Source organism: Croceibacterium mercuriale, from assembly GCF_000802385.1.
Classification (GTDB): domain Bacteria; phylum Pseudomonadota; class Alphaproteobacteria; order Sphingomonadales; family Sphingomonadaceae; genus Croceibacterium; species Croceibacterium mercuriale.
In genome coordinates this window covers 567,690-587,172 of sequence record NZ_JTDN01000002.1, presented here as the reverse complement: position 1 = coordinate 587,172, position 19,483 = coordinate 567,690, and the positions used below count along the sequence as shown (strand labels likewise).

The following is a 19,483-nucleotide window of genomic DNA, read 5'->3' as shown; positions in this document are numbered from 1 at the left end:
CATGGACGAAGGCACGGGTGCGGACGGGGGCGCCTTGCGCACGCTGATCGTGGATGACGAGCCGCTGGCGATCGAACGGATGCAGGTGCTGTGCGCCGGGCTGTCCGGCCTGCAGGTGATCGGCACGGCCAGCGATGGCGAGTCCGCGCTGCGGCTGGCGGACCGGCTGCGGCCCGACCTGCTGCTGCTGGACATGACCATGCCCGGGCTGGACGGCCTGGCCACTGCGCGCCAGCTGGCCAGGCGGGTACCGGATGCCGCCGTCATCTTCGTCACCGCGCATGGCGATTTCGCGGTGCAGGCCTTCGACATCGATGCGGTGGACTATGTGCTGAAACCCGTCGCCGCCGACCGCCTGGCCCGCGCGGTGGAGCGGGCGCTGACCCGGCGGGAGCGGAACGGCGCCGGCGAGGCGGCGGACGGTGCCGGCTGGCTGCGCGAGTTCTGGGTGCCGCACCGGTCCGAGCTGCTGCGCATCGAGGTCGATCAGGTCGAGCGCATCGATGCGGAGCGTGACTATGTGCGGCTGCATGTCGGCGGCGGGGAAGGCCGCAGCCATCTGCTGCTGCAGACCATCGCCGGGCTGGAAGGGCGGCTGGATCCGCAGCAGTTCATCCGCATCCACCGTTCCACCATCCTGCGCCGCGACCGCATCCACGGCCTGCGGCACGAAGGACTGGGCGTGTGGTGCGTGGAACTGGCGGACGGCACGGCGCTGCGGATCGGCCGGACCTATCTGCGCCGGGTCAAGGCCATGGCCGGGCGATAGGGCCGGTTCCGGGCCAGCGCTTCGACCTGCCGGTCCGGAGCCTGTCGCAGGACGCCTGCTCAGCGATAGAAGATGTGGCTGTCGATCGTTGCGCGGGCCAGTTTGGTGTGGGCCCAGCTGGGGCGCACGCGGCGGGCATGGAAATACAGCGCATCGCCGACTTCGCTGTCCCACAGATCGTCATGCGCGATCTGGGCGATCGCCTTTGCGCGATGCCACGCGCGGGTGCCGCTGCGCACGGCGGGGATCCGGCCACCCTGCACGAAGGAGAATTGCGCCGGCTGGGTCACCACGCCGCAATAATTGCCGGGGAAGCGGCGGTTCTCGCTCCGGTTGATGATGACCTGGGCCACGGCCAGCTGGCCGTCCAGGTCCTCGCCGCGGGCTTCCCAGTAGATTGCCTGCGCCAGGCACTGCATCTCGTCGGACAGGTCGGCTTCGGTCGGCAGGATCGCCACCAGCTCGGCCAGGCTGTCAGCCTGGGCCGGTACGGGCAATTGCTGGATCACGGGTTCGGCGACGAAGCGCGGCGCATCTGCGTCCTGGGCAGCTTCATCAAGGACCGGCGGCGCGGGCGGGGTAACCGCCACAGGGGCCGCGGCAAGGCCGGAATAGGGGCCCAGATCATCCTGGGCGATGGCGCCGGAACCGGTGGCGCCGAAAAGCGTAGCAAACAGTGTCAGCGCAAGGGCGGTCACCCTGACGCGGGTAGAAGTAAAAGACATTGATCCTGGTACTCAGGGCGGTTGGCGCCTGCCCAGGGCCGGCGGACCGGGCAGGGCAGGCCGATGGCTTGCCGCTGTGAACCCGTACGATCCGTCCGGCAGCCTGACGGCCACCCCCCGTCTGCGCGCCGATGCGGAACGGCGTCCTGCCGCACCCGCACTGCCTGCGCTGTCGAAGTGGCGGGGCCTTTAACCCCCACCGACATCGAGTCAAGCTTTGTGGCGCCTTTGTGGCAGGATCAGCCGATGAGGCGTTCTGCGTCAGCGACGTCGAGCTCCAGCACCCACAGATCGCTGTCCTGCCGGTGACGCCGATCGCACCAGTCCCAGAATGCCCGCGGGTCCTCCATGTCCTGTGCGCGACTCGGCACCCAGCGACGCGTTCCGTCCGGCTGCGGCATCCGCTCGAACGCGCGCGCCGGCGCGCCGCGCTCGCTCAGTACCAGCATCAGCGTGCCGGCATCCCGCTCCCCGGTGGCGATGACGGTGGCGAAGCCGCCGGCGGCCTGCACTGCGCGGATCAGCCCGCCGACCTCCAGATGGGTGGGCAGGCGGGCATCCATTCAGGCGGCATCCCGGTCGGTGGCATTGGCCAGCAGACCGTACAGCACCTCCGCATCGGGGGCATCCAGCAGCGACTCATGTACGCGTTCGTCACGCACCAGGCGCGACAGGGCGGCCAGCGCATGCAGATGGGTGGCGCCGCTGTTGGTCGGGGACAGCAGGCCGAACACCAGGCCGACCGGCATGCCGTCGGCCGCGGCGAAGTCGATCGGCTGCTTCAGGCGGATCACCGCGACCACCGGGCGGGCAATGCCGGGAATGCGCGAATGCGGCATGGCCACGCCGCGGCCGAAGCCGGTGCTGCCCAGCTGCTCGCGTTCCTCCAGCGCATCCAGCACCGCGCCGCTATCCAGGCCCCAGGCGCGCGTGAACTGCCCGGCCAGCGCGCGCAGCACGGCTGGCTTGTCGGGCAGGGTGGCAATGCTGACCGCCTCCGGCGCGAGGGTGAAAAAGGGGCTCATGCCATGGCCTGTAGGCCGCCCTGCCAGCTGGCGCTACCCGTGCGCGGGTCGGAAGTGCGGCAACAAAAGTTGTGCTCGCGCTACCGGAGCCGCAGGCACCGGCAACGCGAGCGGGATCGGTCAGGCCTGCGCGGGTTCCACCCAGCCGATCGAACCGTCGTCCCGGCGATAGACCATGTTGTGGCGTCCGGTGCCGGCATTCTTGAAGAACAGTGCCGCCGTGTGGCGCAGGTCCAGCAGCATCACTGCGTCGGACACGCTGACATCCGGCACGTCGATGCGGGTCTCGGCAATCACCAGCGGTGCATCGGTGGTGAGCTCGTCCTCCTGCTCCTCCGCCGCGAAGACGGTGTAGGCGGCGTCGTGCTCCGCCGCGGTGAACTCGTGCTGCTCGCTGCGGTCGGTCAGCCGGCGCTTGTAGCGGCGCAGCTGCTTTTCCACCTTGGCGGCCGCCTGATCGAAGGCCTGGTGGACATCCGTGGCGGAGCCGTGGCTCTTCAGGATCAGTCCCTGGTTCACATGCATCACGATGTCGCAGGTGAACGCCGCTGACGGCGCCTTGCCGAAGGTGACGGTGGAAGACAGGGTCCGGCTGAAATACTTTTCAGCGATCGCCTCCAGCCGCTCGGTGGCATGTTCCTGCAAGGCTGCACCAGTGTCCATCTGGTGGCCGGAAATGCGGATCTCCATGGGTGGGGGTTCTCCTTCTGGTTCTTGTGTCGCCCGGCCGCTTCGGAGTCGGCGCCCGCGACCTGTCACCAGTATGCGCCCGCCGCTCTTATTGCGTCCAGAGTGGAGAACTTAACGTCCCGACGAAGGCTTTGTGCCGCGCCAGCTCGTCCGGTGTAGGACCATGCGGCCGGGGCGTGCGGTAGGCGCGGCGGTTGGGCTGGAAGCCGCTGCCCGCAACAGGCGCCTCGCCGGCCGCCACGGCCCGCACCGCCGCCTCGCCCATCAGCCCCAGGCCGATCTGCCGTCCGCCGGTCAGCTCGACATAGACCTGCGCCAGCAGCTCCGCATCCAGCAGCGCGCCGTGCAGCACGCGGTGGCTGCGGTCGATGCCGTAGCGGCTGCACAGCGCGTCCAGCGAATGCTTGGCACCCGGATGCCGCTTGCGGGCCAGCGCCAGCGTGTCGACCATGCGGTCCATCGCCACCAGCGGATGTTCGCACAGGCGCAGTTCGTGATTGAGGAAGCCGAAGTCGAACTGCGCATTGTGCGCCACCAGCGGGCAATCGCCCAGGAACTCGATCAGCTCCATCACATGGTGATGGAACGCCCGCTGTTCCGCCAGGAAGGCATCGCCCAGCCCGTGGATCCGCTCCGCCTCCGCCGGCATGGGGCGGCCGGGATTGAAATAGGCGTGATAGGTGCGCCCGGTGGGGATGCGGTTGACCAGCTCGATGCAGCCGATCTCCACCATGCGGTCGCCGGTGGCGGGGTCCACGCCGGTGGTTTCGGTATCGAACACGATTTCGCGCATGGTGCCTATGTGCGTGATCCGACGTCGCTGGCAAGCGGGGCGGTCAGCTTCTCCACCAACGCCCGCACCGCCGCGCGGGTCTCCTCGTGGCTGGTGCCGGTGTCGATCAGGTGGTCGGCGCGAGCGCGCTTCTCCGCATCGGGCAGCTGGCGTGCCAGGATCGCCTCGAACCTGTCGATTGTCATGCCCGGCCGCGCCAGCACCCGCGCGCGCTGCACCTGTGCCGGTGCGGAGACGACCAGCACGGCGTCGACTTCCTGCGTGGCGCCGGTCTCGAACAGCAGCGGTATGTCGAACAGCACCAGCGGCGCGGCGGCATGGGCCTGCAGGAAGGCCGCGCGCGCCTCCCGCACCACCGGATGCACGATCCCCTCCAGCCGGGCGAGCGCCGCCGCTTCGCCGAACACCGCCGCGCCCAGTGCCGGGCGGTCCACGCCGGCGGGGCCGGTGGTGCCGGGGAACGCAGCTTCGATGGCAGGCAGCAGCGGACCGCCGGGACCCTGCAGCGCGCGCACGGCGGCATCGGCATCGAACACCGGCACGCCGGCTTCGGCGAACATGGCGGCGACAGTGGACTTGCCCATGCCGATGGAGCCGGTCAGGCCCAGCACCTTCATGCGGCCAGCAGCGCGCGCAGCTCCGCATCGCCATCCTGCCGCGGGGCAGGCGCGCCGAAGAACAGCGCGAACGCCTCCGCCGCCTGCCCGATCAGCATCGTCAGGCCATCCACCGTCGGCAATCCAGCGGCAGCGGCTTCGTCCAGCAGCGGGGTGCGGGCAGGATGGGTGACGATGTCATAGACGATGCTGCCGGGCGGCACATGGCTGAGGTCGAGCGCCAGCGGCGGCTGCCCCGCCATGCCCAGTGGGCTGGCATTGACCACCAGGTCCAGGATCCCATGCCGGTCGTCGAAGGCGAAACCGGTCGCACCGGCAAAGTGGTCCAGCGCCACCGCGTGATGCTCCAGCCCGCCATGCACCGGCGCCAGCTCGTCCAGCAGCGCGCGGGCCTTGGCCGGATCGCGCCCGGCGAGCACCAGCACGAACCCCTCGTCCGCCAGCGCCGCCACGATCGCCCGCGCCGCCCCGCCGGTGCCCAGCACCCGCGCCATGCGCAGCAGGTGCCGTTCCGCCAGCAGCGGGCGCAGCGGCTCCAGGAAGCCGGGCGCATCGGTGTTATGGCCGGTGAGCGTGCCATCTTCGCCGCGCACGATCGTGTTCACCGCGCCGATCCGCGCCGCCAGCGGGCTGACCCGGTCCAGCAGCGGCAGCACCGCCTGCTTGTGCGGCATGGTCACGTTACAGCCACGCCAAGCCGGATCGGCGCGCCGGGTGGCAAGATAGTCGGCCAGCCCGTCCGCAGTAACCAGGCAGCGGCGATACTCGCCTGCGATGCCGGCACGATCCAGCCAGTGGCCATGGATCACCGGCGACTTGGACTGGGCGATCGGATCACCGATCACCTCTGCGTAGGGAATCATGCCGGCAGCACACCCTGGTCGCGCAACGCACCCAGGACCGGCAGCAGCGGCATGCCCAGGATGGTGAAGTGATCGCCGTCGACGGAATCGAACAGCTGCACGCCCGGCCCTTCGATACGGAAGGCGCCGACGCAGCCGCCGATCGCCGGCCATTCGCGATCGAGATAATGATCGATGAAGGCGTCGGTCAGCGGCCGGACCTGCAGCCGCGCCACCGCCGCATGGCGCCACACCACCGCACCATCGCGCACCAGCGCCGCGGCCGAATGCAGTTCCATGGTGCGGCCGGAGAAGTGGGACAGATGCGCCTCGGCCGCCTGCCGGCTGGCCGGCTTGTCGAACCGTTGTCCTTCCACCACCACCAGTGAATCGCTGCCCAGCACCAGTGCATCGGGCTGCCCGGCCGCGACCGCCTGCGCCTTTGCCTCGGCCAGCGCGAGGGCGACTGCCGGAGGCGCGGCGCCTTCCAGCGAGGCTTCCAGCGCGCGTTCGTCCAGCGCCGGCGGGATGGCGGTGAAGGCGACGCCCGCCGCCTTCAGCATGGCGCGACGGCTGGCGCTGCCGGATGCGAGCACGATCATATCGGCCGTGGTCCAGGGGCCGCCTGCCGCCCTTCGGCGATGCGCGCCTGGCGTTCGTTGTACAGCTTGATGATGGCCGCAGCCGTTTCCTCGATCGAGCGGCGGGTGACGTCGATCACCGGCCAGCCATTGTCGGCGAACATGCGGCGAGCCAGCGCCACCTCCTCCTCCACCCGGTCCTGGTCGACATAGGCGGTCTCCACCTTCTCGTTCAGCGACAGCAGGCGGTTGCGGCGGATCTCCACCAGGCGCTTGGGCGCGGTGGTCAGCCCCACCACCAGCGGATGGCGCAGGCCATAGAGCTGCGCCGGCGGCGGGCTTTCCACCACCAGCGGGATGTTGGCGACCTTGTAGCCGCGATTGGCCAGGTAGATGGAGGTCGGCGTCTTGGACGAACGCGACACACCCGCCAGCAGGATGTCCGCCTCTTCCCAGTTTTCCCACCCGATCCCGTCATCATGCGCGATGGTGAACTGGATGGCATCGACCCGTGCGAAATACGCCTCGTCCATCACGTGCTGGCGGCCGGGGCGACCGCCGCCGGCCATCTGTCCCAGCTGCCCTTCCAGCATCCGGGTCACAGGGTCGAGCGGGGCGATATGGCCGATGCCCAGCGCGCGGCAGCGTTCTTCCAGCCGGGCACGGTTCTCCGGATTGATCAGGGTATAGAGTACCAGGCCGGGGTGCAGCGCCAGTTCCTCCACGATACGGTCCAGATGCTGCTGGCTGCGCACCATGGGCCAGAAATGGCGCACCACCCGCGGATTGTCGAACAGGGCCAGCGCGGCCTTGGCGATCATCTCCAGCGTTTCGCCGGTGGAGTCCGAGAGAAGATGGAGGTGCAGGGCCATGTGGATAGATCCAGGCATAAACCACGGGACAAGCCTGGGGACAAGTTCGGCAATGACTCTCGTACCCACTGTCGGCTGATTCGCACCGCGCCAAATGCACAGGTGCAGTTTTCCCTCCACAGGCTGGGGATAAGGCGCAAAACCTTGACTCGACTCAGGGGAGGGCGGGAGTCGCACCGGGTCGCCGCTGCTGGCCGCCCGGGATAAAATGGGGCAGGGCGGCTTGTCCCCGTTTTCCACAGGGCCAACAGACTCAATCACCAGACTCTAATCTAGTTATTATGTGGATCAGACATGCCCGGTCTTCTTCTCGACACGCTCCATGGGCTCAACAGCCCCCGTCGCCCGATCTGGATGATGCGCCAGGCCGGTCGCTACCTGCCCGAGTACCGGGCCTTGCGGGCGGAGAAGGGCGGGTTCCTGGCGCTGGTGCATGATTCACCGGCCGCCGCGGAGGTGACGGTACAGCCGATCCGCCGCTTCGGGCTGGACGGGGCAATCCTGTTTTCGGACATTCTGGTGGTGCCGCATGCGCTGGGTCAGGATCTGCAATTCATGGCCGGCGAAGGGCCCCGGCTCTCCCCGCGGCTGGTGGATGCCACGCTGGGAGGGCTGGAAGCCGTGCCACAGCGCCTTGAGCCGGTGTATCGCACCGTGGCCCTGGTGCGGGCGCAACTGGCGCCGGAGGTGACCTTGCTGGGCTTTGCCGGCAGTCCATGGACGGTGGCCACCTACATGATCGCGGGCGAGGGCAGCCGTGACCAGCACGTCGCCCGCGCCCTGGCCTATCGCGACCCGGCGGCGGTGCAGGCGATCGTGGATGCGATCATCGGCTGTACGGTCGAATATCTGGTGAAGCAGGCGGAGGCGGGGGCCGAGGCGGTGCAGCTGTTCGACAGCTGGGCCGGCAGCCTGGCCCCGGCCGAGTTCGAACGCTGGGTGATCGCGCCCAATGCCGCCATCGTCTCCGCCTTCAAGGCGCGCTGCCCCGATGTGCCGGTGATCGGCTTCCCCAAGGGGGCGGGTGCCAAGCTGCCGGCCTATGCGCGGGAAACGGGTGTGGATGCGGTAGGCGTGGACGAGACGGTCGACCCGCTATGGGCAGCGCGCGAGCTGCCAGCGAACATGCCGGTGCAGGGCAATCTGGACCCCCTGCTGCTGCTGGCTGGCACCGCGGATCTGGAGGAACGCACCCATGCGATCCTGGATGCCTTTGCCGACCGGCCGCATGTCTTCAACCTGGGACATGGGATCGACAAGGAAACGCCGATCCCCCACGTTGACCGCCTGCTGGCGGCGGCGCGGGGGTGGCAGCGTAGCTAGGGGTTTCCGGGGCGGCCTGAAACAGGGGAGGTGCCGCCCCGAAAGGGTTGAAGGACGATCAGAGACCGACGCGCAGAGCCGGGTTGCCGTTATTCGTCCCGTTGGGGAAGAACCCGCCGCCAGTGCGGTTGGTCCCCGTGGCGTTCAGGTACACGATGTTGTGCACCTGCTGGCTGGAGCGGCTGTAGGCGAGACCATTGGAGTTGGTCGGCACCAGGTTCGCCGTCAGCGTGTTGCCGCTGCCGGTCAGGGTGATGCCCTGATCGTCGTCGGCACCGATGCCGCGGATCAGATCGTCCGCCGGCGCTCCATCCAGCGTATCACGGGCATTGGAGATACGCTCCGCCGCGGTGACCAGCGCTGCGGTGTTGACCCCCCGGGCCGTCAGTACCGTGCGGACCAGCCCGGCGTGATAGGCTTCTGCTGCCAGGATGCCGGCTGCCGCTTCCAGGAAGACCTTGCTGGTCAGCAGCGGGGCCGCGCCCTTGTATGCCGTGACGCCCACATCCTCGAAGATGAAGGCCCCGAGCAGGAAGTTGTTGGGCGAAGCGTAGGGATTGAACGTCTCGGTCGCGCCGACCACGCCGGCCGCCCGGGCCGCCGCGGTGAAGGCGCCATTGGCATCGCCCGAGATGTTGATGTTGGGCATCGCCACGGCGGCGCTGCCAAGCGCGGCGCGCAGGAAGGCGACGTGCTGCTGTTCTTCGGCCGCGATCTCGCGGGCATAGGCACCCACCAGCGGATCGGCGGTAAAGTTGACCTGCGATCCCCCGGTGACGGTACCGCCGGCGGTGCCTGTTCCGCTCGCGGTCAGGTTGGCGGGCAGGCCCGCGCCATTGATCGCGAACAGGTAGAACTGCGCCTCGAGATATTCGAGGTTCAGCGCCAGGTTCAGGATGTCCGCGTCGGTCGGTGCGGAGGGGGCGGGGGTCGGCGTCGGCGCCGGGACGATGACTTCGCCATCGTCATCGTCGCCGAAGCAGCCGCCCAGCATGGCGAGGCCGCCGACCGCCAGCGAACTGCCGCCGGCGATCTTCAGGAACTGGCGGCGGGCGCCCTTGCGGGCCTGTGCGGCGGCGAGGATATCGAGTGCATTGCTTGGGTCGATCATGGTGAAATATTCCCTGTAGACTGGTCGTGAAACGGATCGGTCCCGGTCGCTCAGGTGGTCGAGCGGATGGTGCCGTTCACGCCGTTGGGGAAGAAGCCGCCCATCGTGGTGGTGCCGGCGTTGAGATAGACGATCTTCAACACCTGTCCCGTGGTCCGGCTGTAGGCCAAGCCATTGCTGTTGAGCGGGGCAATGTTGGAAGTCAGCGTGCTGCCGCTGCCGGTGGGACGGATGCCCTGGTCGGCATCGGCGCCGATGCCCCGGATCAGGTCGTCGGTGACGGTGCCGTCCAGCGTGTCACGCGCGTTGGAGATCTGCTCCGTCGCGTCGATCAGTGCCGGGATGCCCTTGGCATACAGCGTCGTGCGCACGATCGCCGCATGATAGGCCTCGACCGCCAGGATGCCGGCAGCGGCTTCCAGGAAGGTCTTGTTGGTGAGCAGCGGGGCTGCGCCCTTGTACGCGGTGACGCCGACATCCTCGAAGATGAACGCGCCCAGCAGGAAGTTCTCCGGCGAGGAATAGGGATTGAACACCCCGCCTGCAGGCACCACGCCGGCCGCACGCGCAGCAGCGGTGAACGGGCCGTTGGCATCGCCGGAGATGTTGATGTTGGGCATCGCGACTGCAGCGGAACCCAGCGCAGTGCGCAGGAAGGCGACATGCGCCTGCTCGTCCGCTGCGATCTCGCGCGCATAGGCGCCGGTCAGCGGGTCGCTGGTGAAGTTCACCAATGCGCCGCCCGTAACGGTGCCGCCAGCTGCGCCGCTGCCGCTGGTGGTCAGGTTGGCCGGGAGGCCGGCGCCGTTCACGGCAAAGAGGTAGAACTGTGCCTCGAGATATTCGAGATTGAGCGCGAAGTTCAGCACATCGGCATCGGTCACGGCAGCCTGAGCGGCGGCCGGGTTGGAATAGGCAAAGGCGGAGCCGACTGCGGCGGCACCTACTGCGGCGGTGAAGAAAGCCCGCCGGTCGGCGCGGCGTTCCGCACGCGATTCGAACGCTTCCATGACCTGTTCTTGTGGCAACGTCATTGGCACCTCCCGTGTGCCCGCCAGCTGTTGGGGAACGGTTATGGTCGTGCGGGCTTTCTCAACTACGCCTGGGGGGTCGTTGCGGATGCAATTGCGAGCAAATAAATAATGGGCATCGGAATCGATCAGCCCGCCACCTTGCAGCCGGGCAACCCGGATACGCCTGAATCCTCCCGCCGCAGCACTCTGCAGGGTGCCTTGATCGCCACCGGCATGCAGGACCGGCAAGCCTTCAAGCTGCTGTACCAGCTGACCGCGGCGAAGCTGTTCGGCATCTGCCTGCGTATCTGTGGGGAGCGGCAGGCGGCCGAGGATGTGCTGCAGGAGGTATATGTGATCATCTGGCGCCGTGCCTCCAGCTTCGATGCGGCCCGCGCCAGTCCGATCACCTGGATGGCAACCATCGCCCGCAACCGGGCGATCGACTGGAAACGGGCGAATGGCCGCTTTGCACCCGCAGTCTCCGGGGACGGGAGTGCCCGGGCCCACGATGCGGCGGACGATGCTGTTCCGGCCGACCAAGCGATGATCCGGCAGCAGGAGGTGCAGCAGCTGCATGACTGCCTGATGATCCTGGAGGACAAGCCGCGCCGGGCGATCCGCGCGGCGTTCCTGGGCGGCCTGACCTACAGCGACCTTGCCCGGCGCGAAGGCGTGCCGCTGGCAACCATGAAGAGCACGGTGCGGCGGGGGCTGCTCCAGTTGCGGAAGTGCCTGAACAATGAATCCTGACGATCAATTCCTCGCCGCCGAGCTCGCGCTGGGCTTGCTGGAAGGGCCGGAGCTGGTCGCCGCGCGCGCACGCCTGCTGACCGATGCGGAGTTCGCGGCGGAGACCGCGTGGTGGCAGGAACAGTTCGCCGGTCTGGCCGACGATGCGGTGCCTGCCGATCCGCCCGCCGGCCTGCTGGAGGGGATCGAGGAACGGCTGACTGCTCCGGTGCGGGTTGTCTCCGCCCGCCGCCCATGGCCGTGGTTCGGCGGCGGGATGCTGTCGGGCGCGCTGGCCGCGGGGCTGGCGGCGCTGCTGCTGATGCCCGGGCCGGAGGTGATCGAGCGCGTGACGGAGCGCGTGGTCGAGGTGCCCGTGGCTGCGCCACCGCCGCTGGTCGCCGTGCTGGCACCAGGCAAGGGCATCGACCGCGCACCGGTCGCCGCCGTGTACGACCAGCAGACCCGGACCCTGCGCCTGACCGCCACCATCACCGTGCCGGCGGACCGCGCCGCGGAACTGTGGCGCATCGGCAGCGACAATGTGCCGCGGGCGCTGGGCCTGCTGAGCCCCGGCAATCGCGCCACCATCCGCATCGAGGGTGACTTGGTGCTGCAGCCGGACGAGACGATTGCCATCTCGATCGAGCCCGCTGGCGGGTCCCCCACGGGACTGCCGACCGGCGAAGTGATCGCGGCGGGGCCGCTGGTGACGAGCTGATCGCGGCCTAGCTGCGGTACAGCGCGCCCAGCCGGTCCTCGTACCGGGCGCGGATCATGTGGCGGCGGATCTTCATGCTGGGCGTCAGCTCGCCATTGTCGATCGCGAAGGGCGCGTCCGCCAGGGTGAAGCGGCGGATGCGTTCCACCACCCCCAGCGATGCATTCACCCGGGATACCGCCACGTCCAGCACGCTGCGGATTGCCTCCGGCTCCGTGATGCCGCGTTCGGTCAGCCATTCGGCATCGGGCACCAGCAGCGCCACCATGTAGGGGCGGCGGTCGCCATACAGCATCGCCTGCGCGATTTCCGGCTGCAGGGTCAGCATGCCTTCCACCCGCTGCGGCGCGACATTGTCGCCCTTGTCGTTGACGATCAGGTCCTTCTTGCGATCGGTGATGACGATCCGGCCACGATGATCGAAATGGCCGATGTCGCCGGTGTGCAGCCAGCCATCGATCAGCGCCTTGGCTGTTTCCTCCGGATTGTTCCAGTAACCGTTCATCACCAGCTCGCCGCGCACCAGCAGCTCGCCATCGGGCGCCACGCGCACCTCGTTGCCCTGCAGCGGGGGGCCGACCGTTTCCATGGCGATGCCGGCGCTGGGATAGTTGCAGCTGATCACCGGCGCCGCCTCCGTCTGGCCATAGCCCTGCAGCAGCGGCAGGCCGAGCGACTGGAAGAAGCGTCCGACCTCCGGGTTGAGCGGCGCCCCGCCCGACACCAGCGCCTTGATCCGCCCGCCGAACCGCGCACGGATCTTGGGGCGCAGCGTGCGGTCCAGCGCCAGGTCCAGCAGCTTGTCGCCCAGCCGGTACGTGCCCGCCGCCTGCCGCGTGCCCAGCGCCAGCGCCTGATCCATCAGACGCTGCGCCAGCTTGCCCTGGCCGGCCACCTGCTTGATGATCCGCGCGCGCAGCACCTCGAACAGGCGGGGCACCACCACCATCAGCGTGGGGGATGCCTCCGCCATGTTGCCGGCCAGCTTCTCCAGGCTTTCGGCGTACCAGATCTCCGCGCCCAGCCCGACCGGCAGCCATTGCCCGGCCGTATGCTCGTAGGCGTGGCTGAGCGGCAGGAAGGACAGGAACCGTTCGGTGTGCCAGCCATAATCGCCCACCAGCGCGGTCGCGGCGCCGGCGACATTGGCCAGGATCGCACCATGCGACAGCATCACCCCGCGCGGCACCCCGCCGGTGCCGCTGGTGTAGATGATGCAGGCAAGATCGGTCCGCCCCACGCCCGACTGGCGCAGTTCCGCAGCGGTGCGGGCATGTGCGGCGCGGCCGTCCTCCGGCGCGCCCGGATCGACCAGGTCGGCCCAGCGGTGCACGGCGAAGGGCTGCGCGGTGGCATCGGGCAGGTCGCCGTCCATCACCACCAGATGCTGTGCCACGCCGGTTTCGCGCATCGCCTGCAGCAGCGGTGCCAGCAGCTTGCCGCCGCTGACGATCACCGCGCGCGCGCCGCTATCGGCCAGGATATGCGCGTGATCTGCGGCGGTGTTGGTGATGTAGGCAGGGGTGGTGACCAGCCCCGCGGCCATGATCGCGATGTCGGCGATGCACCATTCGGGCCGGTTCTCCGCCACGATCAGCACCCGGTCCCCGGTGGCGAGGTCCAGTTCGCGTAACGCCTGCGCCAGCAGGCAGACCCGGTCGGCCGCCTCCGCCCAGCTCAGCGTCGTCCACGTGCCGCCATGCTTGCGACCTAGGAAGGGAGCATCGCGCAAGGCATCGGCGCGATCGAAGAACAGGCGCACCAGGCTGCTGGCGGCGGGAAAATCCGCGAGTTGCAACAAAGCCCCTTTCATCCTCTGCCCGGCCATGTCGTGCCGGTGCAGCGGGGTTACGGCACGCCCGCCAGCCGGGCAAGCGGCTGCTACCTTGCACCTGCGAACGGACTGCCCCATCACGGACGCCAAGGGTTTGCACGCAGGGGAACAGGTGATGGCACGGCTTGGCACATTCGCGGCGCTGATCGGCGCGCTGTTCACCACCGCCTGCGCGACCTTGCCGGCGGATGCCTCACTGGCGACCCGGGGTCCGGTCACCACGTCGGCACTGGCAGAGCCGCAGATCTTCGTGTCCGCCGCCAATCCGCTGGCGGTGGAGGCCGGCATGGCCGTGCTGCGTCGCGGTGGCAGCGCGGCGGATGCGGCGGTGGCGGTGCAGGCGATGCTTTCGCTGGTGGAACCGCAAAGCAGCGGCGTGGGCGGTGGCGCCTTCATGACCTGGTTCGACGGCGAGACTGGTGAGGTCGCGATCTATGACGGGCGGGAGACCGCCCCCGCCGGCGCGACGGCCGACATGTTCCTGGACGACAATGGCCGCCCGCTGGACTTCTCCGCCGCGGTCACCAGCGGGCGCGCGACGGGCGTGCCCGGCGCGGTGCGGATGCTGGCGATGGTGCAGGGCGAACATGGCGAACTGTCGTGGGACGGGCTGTTCGCCGATGCGATCCGCACGGCGGAGGACGGCTTCACCGTCTCCCCCCGGCTCGGCCGTTTCCTGGGGGGCGGCTTCCCGCAGCTGCAGGCGCCTGACGTGCGGGCCTATTTCGCGGAGGCGGACGGCACGCTGCTCGATCCCGGCGATACCCTGCGCAACCCGGCCTACGCTGCGTTCCTGCGCCGCCTAGCCACGCAGGGCACCGATGCGCTGTATCGCGGGGAGACGGCGCAACGGATCGTCGCCCGGACCCAGGCCGGCCCGCTGGGGGGCACCATGACTCTCGCCGATCTCGCCGGCTACCAGCCGCTGAAGCGCGATGCGGTGTGCGGCAGCTACCGGGTGTACATGGTCTGCGTGCCGCCGCCGCCGTCCAGCGGCGTGGGCCTTCTGCAATTGCTGGCGCTGCTCGAACGGACCGACATCGCGGAGCGCGGCCCGCAGGATCCGCAGGGCTGGTTCCTGTTCGCGGAGGCGAGCCGGCTGATGTATGCCGATCGCGACCTGTATGTGGGCGACAGCGCCTTTGTCGACGTGCCGGTCGCGGGGCTGCTGGACCCGGCCTATGTCGCGTCGCGGGCACGGCTGATCGGCGAGCGCGCCGGGCCGGCACCGGTGGCCGGCACCCCGCCGGGGGCTCCCGCCCGCGCGGCCGACCGCACGCGGGAGCCTGCCGGCACCACGCATTTCGTGGTGGGCGATGCGCAGGGCAACGTGGTGTCCATGACCACCACCGTGGAATCGATCTTCGGCAGCGGCCGCATGGTCGACGGTTTCTTCCTGAACAACCAGATGACCGACTTCGCCTTCGCCCCGCTGCTGCCCGACGGCACGGCGGCGGCCAATGCGGTGACGCCGGGCAGGCGGCCGCGATCCTCCATGACGCCGCTGGTGCTGGTGGACGGGCAGGGGCGCTTTGCCGGCGCGATGGGATCGGCCGGGGGTAATTCGATTCTCGCCTATGTCGGCAAGAGCCTGGTCGCGGCGATCGACTGGGGCCTGCCGGCGCAGGACGCGCTGGCGCTGCCCAACCTGGTCGCGCGCGGCAATGCCTTCCAGGGGGAGGTGACGAAGTTCACGCCGGAGCTGCTGGCCGGGCTGGCCGCACGCGGCATCGACCTCAAGCCCGGTCAAGGCGAGGATTCGGGTGTGCATGCGGTGATGATCCGCAATGGCGTGTTCGACGGCGGCTACGACCCCCGGCGCGAAGGGCGCGCGGTGGCGGAAACGGCGCCGCGGCAGCCCTAACCGGCCTCGCTGCCGACGGCCTCGGCTAGGGTGGCGAAGCCTTCGCGCTGCATCAGCCGCTCCAGATCGTCGGCCATGGTGCGGGCGATGCCCGGGCCGCGATAGACCAGCGCGCTGTACAGCTGCACCAGGCTGGCGCCGGCCTTGATCCGTTGCCACGCATCCACGCCATTGCCGATCCCGCCCACGCCGATCAGCGGCAGCGCACCGCCGGTCGCCTGGCGGAAGTCACGCAGCCGTTCCAGCGCCAGCGCCTTCAGTGGCGCGCCCGACAGCCCGCCGGTCTCGTCCGCCTGGGGCGATCGCAGGGCCGGGCGGGAGATCGTGGTGTTGGACACGATCAGCGCGCCCAGCTGCCGGTCCATGGCGATGCGGGCGATATCGTCGATGTCGGCCGGCAGCAGATCGGGCGCGACCTTCAGGAACACCGGCGGGCCGTCCGCCCCGCGTGCCGCCAGCACCGCATCCAGCAGCGCGCCCAGCGCGCCCGCATCCTGCATCGCGCGCAGCCCCGGCGTGTTGGGGCTGGACACATTGACCGCCAGGTAGGTGGCGAATGGCGCCATGACGCGCGCCATGTGGCTGTAATCGGCGATCCAGTCCGGCGAATCCTTGTTGGCCCCCAGGTTCACGCCCAGGATGCCGGAAGCGGCTCGACGCGCCAGTCGCTGCGCCGCGATTTCAGAGCCGCCATTGTTGAATCCCATGCGGTTGATCACCGCCCGGTCCGCTGCGAGGCGGAACAGCCGGGGCCTGGGGTTGCCGGCCTGCGGGCGCGGAGTGATCGATCCCACCTCCACGAAGCCGAAGCCCATGCCCAGCAGTGCATCGGGCACGCGGGCATCCTTGTCGTAGCCGGCCGCCAGACCGACCGGATTGGGGAAGGTGATCCCCGCCACGTTGATCGCGCAAGTACCATTCGCAACGGGTGGCCCCGGCCGTCGATGCTCCAGCCATTTCAGGGACAGTTCGTGGGCCTGTTCGGGATCGATGGTGAACAGGGCGGGCCGCAGCAACCGGTAAAGCATGATGGCCGCGCCTATGGCATCGTGCGCCCGCGCTGTCGATTGCTGCGCCGCAGCGTCACAAATCTGCCACCAGTTGCCATTTGTCGTCCTTGGCGGCGATCTGATGATGCTTTCCTAACATTCGTCAGAAAATTACCCTGCTAACTGTCGCATTCCTACAAGCCGCTGAATGGCGAATCAGCTACATGACCTGTGCGACCCGAAGGGCTCGAGGCAGGAATGCAACGAGTTCTGACTTTACAGGGCGGCCCGCGCATTCGTGCATGGGCCGCCCTTTTTTTGCGTCTGCGATCCCGATCGTTCCGGTTGAAAACGATCTGCCGGGGCATTAGGTGAAATCGGACCGCAGCGATCCTATTTGAGAATCGCCCGCTGGTCGCCAGTTTCGAAGGTCCACCATGCGCTTGTCCAACCTTGCCGATTATGCGGTGGTCGCGATGACGGCCGCCGCCCGCCAGCCGACCGGGGCGCGTTTCAGCGCGGCCAGCCTGGCAGCGGAAACCCGTGTGCCGCTGCCCACCATGCAGAAGCTGGCTGGCAAGCTGGCCGCGGCCGGGCTGCTGGTATCGGAACGCGGCGCGCGTGGTGGCCTGCAACTGGCGCGCCCGGCGGCGGGGATCACGCTGGCGGAAATCGTGGAAGCCGTCGACGGGCCGATCGCCCTGACCAATTGCACGCAGGGGCAGCGCCATGATTGTGCGCTGGATGGCTGCTGCACCGTGCGCCCGCATTGGGGCGCTGTGAACGATGCCCTGCGCGGGGCGCTGGCCGATGTGCCGCTGACCCGCCTGGCACAGATGGAAGTACCGGCATGAGCGAGTCTATCCTGACCTCCGACACCCGTGACCTGGTCGATACGGCCGAACGGGACACGCCCGAAGTGACCGATCTTGCCGCGCGCGAAGCAGCGGCGAGCGCGGCCGATTACCAGCATGGCTGGTCCAGCGAGATCGACACCGAGTTCGCCCCCAAGGGCCTGGACGAGAGCACGGTGCGGTTCATTTCCGCCAAGAAGAACGAGCCGGAATGGATGCTCGACTGGCGGCTGAAGGCGTTCCGCCTGTGGCAGACGATGGAGGCGCCCGACTGGGCCAAGCTGAACATCGCGCCGATCGATTACCAGGACGCGTTCTACTACGCCGCGCCCAAGCAGAAGCCGACGCTGGAAAGCCTGGACGAGCTCGATCCCGAGATCCGCCGGGTCTATGACAAGCTGGGCATCCCGCTGGCCGAGCAGGAGCTGCTGGCCGGTGTCGAGGGCGCCCGCCGCGTGGCGGTGGATGCGGTGTTCGACAGCGTCAGCGTCGCCACCACCTTCCGCAAGGAGCTGGAGGCTTCCGGCGTGATCTTCCGGTCGATCAGCGAGGCGATCCGCGAATATCCGGAGCTGATCCGCAAGTGGCTGGGGCGGGTCGTGCCGCAGCGCGACAACTTCTTCGCCACGCTGAACAGCGCGGTCTTTTCCGACGGCACCTTCGTCTACATTCCCGAAGGCGTCCGCTGCCCGATGGACCTGTCGACCTATTTCCGCATCAATGCGGAGAATACCGGCCAGTTCGAGCGCACGCTGATCATCGCCGAGAAGGGCAGCTATGTCAGCTACCTGGAAGGCTGCACCGCGCCGATGCGGGACGAGAACCAGCTGCACGCCGCGGTGGTGGAGCTGGTCGCGATGGAGGATGCGGAGATCAAGTACTCCACCGTCCAGAACTGGTATCCCGGCGACGCCGAGGGCAAGGGCGGCATCTACAATTTCGTCACCAAGCGCGGCCTGTGCCAGGGCGCCCGGTCCAAGATCAGCTGGACGCAGGTGGAGACGGGCAGCGCCGTCACCTGGAAGTATCCGTCCTGCGTGCTGAATGGCGAGGATTCGGTGGGCGAGTTCTACTCGATCGCGGTCACCAACAACCACCAGCAGGCCGATACCGGCACCAAGATGATCCACAATGGCAAGGGCTCGCGCTCGACCATCATCTCCAAGGGCATCTCCGCCGGCAAGTCGAACAACACCTATCGCGGGCTGGTGCGCGTGGCCGCCAATGCCGATGGCGTGCGCAACTTCACCCAGTGCGACAGCCTGCTGCTGGGCGACCAATGCGGCGCGCATACGGTGCCCTATATCGAGGTGCGCAACCCCGGCGCGCAGATCGAGCATGAGGCAACCACCAGCAAGATCAGCGACGACCAGCTGTTCTACGCCATGCAGCGCGGCCTCGACAGCGAGGCGGCCGTGGCGCTGATCGTCAACGGCTTCGCCAAGGAAGTGCTGAAGGAGCTGCCGATGGAGTTCGCGGTCGAGGCGCAGAAGCTGCTGGCGATCAGCCTGGAAGGGAGCGTGGGGTGACCGAACGCAAGACCCTTGGCGTCCGTGAAGCCACCGACCCGCCGGCCATCAAGAAGAAGGGCCGCGGGTGGGAGATCAACTCTGCCCGGCTGGACCAGCTGCACGAACGGGCGCGTGACATGCGCCGGCACCCGACCGACGCGCACAAGGCGCTGGCCGACCGCTTCGCCGAGGCCGATTTCGGGCAATATAGCTGGAAGCAGTTCCCGGTGATCGGCAGCGCCATTGTCGACTTCGCCTGCCTTGAACTGGGCATGGCGATCGCCATCGACGAGGAAGGCGATCCGCTGACTCACCGGCGCGACAAGAGCCTGGAAGCGGTCGGCATCCGCACCATGCACCTTAAGGCCGAGGAGATCCTCACCGACATGGACGCCCTGCTGCCGCGCATCGCGGCCGGCATGCGGATGCGCATCGGCGACAAGCAGACCGCGCGCAAGGCGCATTACCGCGCCAATCCGGGCCAGACCAGCGGTCGCCTACCCGGCCGCGACGGACCGCCGCGTGGCGGGCCGGGGCGCTCGGGACCGGGCAGGACCGGATATGACAACAAGCGGTAGGATCGTCATGCCCCTGCAGCGCCGGCCCGTGCCGGTTGG

Annotated in this window: 21 protein-coding genes; 8 read left to right on the top strand and 13 right to left on the bottom strand. The window is 68.6% G+C overall.

Annotated elements, in window-relative coordinates; all coding sequences use genetic code 11:
* Position 1: 1 nt before the first annotated feature.
* Positions 2–769, top strand: a complete 768-nt coding sequence (locus PK98_RS12410; protein WP_039097661.1) for a LytR/AlgR family response regulator transcription factor — start codon at positions 2–4, stop codon at positions 767–769.
* Positions 770–828: 59 nt separating this feature from the next.
* On the opposite strand, the gene PK98_RS12405 is transcribed toward PK98_RS12410, so the two are convergent.
* The 9 genes from PK98_RS12405 to PK98_RS12365 all read right to left on the bottom strand — a co-directional run bounded on the left by PK98_RS12405 (position 829) and on the right by PK98_RS12365 (position 6,914).
* Positions 829–1,494: a cell wall hydrolase gene (locus tag PK98_RS12405; RefSeq protein ID WP_039097183.1), complete on the bottom strand. Its 666-nt coding sequence runs from the start codon at positions 1,492–1,494 to the stop codon at positions 829–831.
* A gap of 239 nt (positions 1,495–1,733) precedes the next feature.
* Positions 1,734–2,057: a DUF1491 family protein gene (locus tag PK98_RS12400; RefSeq protein ID WP_039097182.1), complete on the bottom strand. Its 324-nt coding sequence runs from the start codon at positions 2,055–2,057 to the stop codon at positions 1,734–1,736.
* Positions 2,058–2,519 (bottom strand): PTS sugar transporter subunit IIA, encoded by a 462-nt coding sequence (locus tag PK98_RS12395; RefSeq protein ID WP_039097181.1) that lies wholly within the window; start codon positions 2,517–2,519, stop codon positions 2,058–2,060.
* A 120-nt stretch (positions 2,520–2,639) separates the two neighbouring features.
* Positions 2,640–3,209 (bottom strand): ribosome hibernation-promoting factor, HPF/YfiA family, encoded by a 570-nt coding sequence (gene hpf, locus PK98_RS12390; protein ID WP_039097180.1) that lies wholly within the window; start codon positions 3,207–3,209, stop codon positions 2,640–2,642.
* Between the two features lie 88 nt (positions 3,210–3,297).
* Positions 3,298–4,002, bottom strand: coding sequence for a DNA polymerase III subunit epsilon (dnaQ, locus tag PK98_RS12385; RefSeq protein ID WP_039097179.1), 705 nt, complete (start codon positions 4,000–4,002; stop codon positions 3,298–3,300).
* 5 nt (positions 4,003–4,007) lie between these two features.
* Positions 4,008–4,619, bottom strand: a complete 612-nt coding sequence (coaE, locus tag PK98_RS12380; protein WP_039097178.1) for a dephospho-CoA kinase — start codon at positions 4,617–4,619, stop codon at positions 4,008–4,010.
* The gene (locus tag PK98_RS12375; protein WP_039097177.1) at positions 4,616–5,482 is read right to left on the bottom strand and encodes a shikimate dehydrogenase family protein; all 867 of its coding nucleotides are present in this window, start codon (positions 5,480–5,482) and stop codon (positions 4,616–4,618) included. The genes coaE and PK98_RS12375 overlap by 4 nt, the downstream gene beginning before the upstream one ends.
* Entirely contained in the window at positions 5,479–6,063 is a 585-nt protein-coding gene (locus PK98_RS12370) for a Maf family protein (RefSeq protein WP_039097176.1), read from the bottom strand. The genes PK98_RS12375 and PK98_RS12370 overlap by 4 nt, the downstream gene beginning before the upstream one ends.
* On the bottom strand, positions 6,060–6,914 hold the full coding sequence (locus PK98_RS12365; protein ID WP_039097175.1) for a pyruvate, water dikinase regulatory protein: 855 nt from the start codon (positions 6,912–6,914) through the stop codon (positions 6,060–6,062). Before PK98_RS12365 ends, PK98_RS12370 begins: the two co-directional genes overlap by 4 nt.
* 294 nt (positions 6,915–7,208) lie before the next feature.
* Here PK98_RS12365 and hemE point away from each other — a divergent pair, with 294 nt between their 5' ends.
* Positions 7,209–8,237, top strand: coding sequence for a uroporphyrinogen decarboxylase (gene hemE, locus PK98_RS12360; protein WP_039097174.1), 1,029 nt, complete (start codon positions 7,209–7,211; stop codon positions 8,235–8,237).
* Between the two features lie 58 nt (positions 8,238–8,295).
* On the opposite strand, the gene PK98_RS12355 is transcribed toward hemE, so the two are convergent.
* Together PK98_RS12355 and PK98_RS12350 are read right to left on the bottom strand one after the other, a co-directional pair.
* On the bottom strand, positions 8,296–9,348 hold the full coding sequence (locus tag PK98_RS12355; protein ID WP_039097173.1) for a ferritin-like domain-containing protein: 1,053 nt from the start codon (positions 9,346–9,348) through the stop codon (positions 8,296–8,298).
* A gap of 50 nt (positions 9,349–9,398) precedes the next feature.
* Positions 9,399–10,382 (bottom strand): ferritin-like domain-containing protein, encoded by a 984-nt coding sequence (locus tag PK98_RS12350; RefSeq protein ID WP_039097172.1) that lies wholly within the window; start codon positions 10,380–10,382, stop codon positions 9,399–9,401.
* Positions 10,383–10,490: 108 nt separating this feature from the next.
* Here PK98_RS12350 and PK98_RS12345 point away from each other — a divergent pair, with 108 nt between their 5' ends.
* Together PK98_RS12345 and PK98_RS12340 are read left to right on the top strand one after the other, a co-directional pair.
* On the top strand, positions 10,491–11,114 hold the full coding sequence (locus tag PK98_RS12345) for a sigma-70 family RNA polymerase sigma factor (protein ID WP_052208629.1): 624 nt from the start codon (positions 10,491–10,493) through the stop codon (positions 11,112–11,114).
* The gene (locus PK98_RS12340; RefSeq protein WP_039097171.1) at positions 11,104–11,814 is read left to right on the top strand and encodes an anti-sigma factor; all 711 of its coding nucleotides are present in this window, start codon (positions 11,104–11,106) and stop codon (positions 11,812–11,814) included. The genes PK98_RS12345 and PK98_RS12340 overlap by 11 nt, the downstream gene beginning before the upstream one ends.
* Positions 11,815–11,821: 7 nt before the next feature.
* On the opposite strand, the gene PK98_RS12335 is transcribed toward PK98_RS12340, so the two are convergent.
* Entirely contained in the window at positions 11,822–13,627 is a 1,806-nt protein-coding gene (locus tag PK98_RS12335) for an AMP-dependent synthetase/ligase (protein WP_052208627.1), read from the bottom strand.
* Positions 13,628–13,763: 136 nt separating this feature from the next.
* Here PK98_RS12335 and ggt point away from each other — a divergent pair, with 136 nt between their 5' ends.
* The gene (gene ggt, locus PK98_RS12330) at positions 13,764–15,512 is read left to right on the top strand and encodes a gamma-glutamyltransferase (RefSeq protein ID WP_039097170.1); all 1,749 of its coding nucleotides are present in this window, start codon (positions 13,764–13,766) and stop codon (positions 15,510–15,512) included.
* Here the strand turns inward: ggt and PK98_RS12325 are convergent.
* Complete coding sequence (locus PK98_RS12325) at positions 15,509–16,540, bottom strand: quinone-dependent dihydroorotate dehydrogenase (RefSeq protein ID WP_039097169.1); 1,032 nt, start codon at positions 16,538–16,540, stop codon at positions 15,509–15,511. The two genes, ggt and PK98_RS12325, sit on opposite strands and share 4 nt — an antisense overlap.
* A 398-nt stretch (positions 16,541–16,938) precedes the next feature.
* On the opposite strand from PK98_RS12325, the gene PK98_RS12320 reads away from it, so the two are divergent.
* From PK98_RS12320 to PK98_RS12310, 3 genes are read left to right on the top strand one after another with little or no spacing between them, the layout of a single operon-like run.
* Positions 16,939–17,355 (top strand): SUF system Fe-S cluster assembly regulator, encoded by a 417-nt coding sequence (locus PK98_RS12320; RefSeq protein WP_039097168.1) that lies wholly within the window; start codon positions 16,939–16,941, stop codon positions 17,353–17,355.
* Positions 17,352–18,884: a Fe-S cluster assembly protein SufB gene (gene sufB, locus PK98_RS12315; protein ID WP_081996222.1), complete on the top strand. Its 1,533-nt coding sequence runs from the start codon at positions 17,352–17,354 to the stop codon at positions 18,882–18,884. Before PK98_RS12320 ends, sufB begins: the two co-directional genes overlap by 4 nt.
* Entirely contained in the window at positions 18,881–19,444 is a 564-nt protein-coding gene (locus tag PK98_RS12310) for a DUF559 domain-containing protein (protein WP_039097167.1), read from the top strand. The genes sufB and PK98_RS12310 overlap by 4 nt, the downstream gene beginning before the upstream one ends.
* Positions 19,445–19,483: the final 39 nt, after the last annotated feature.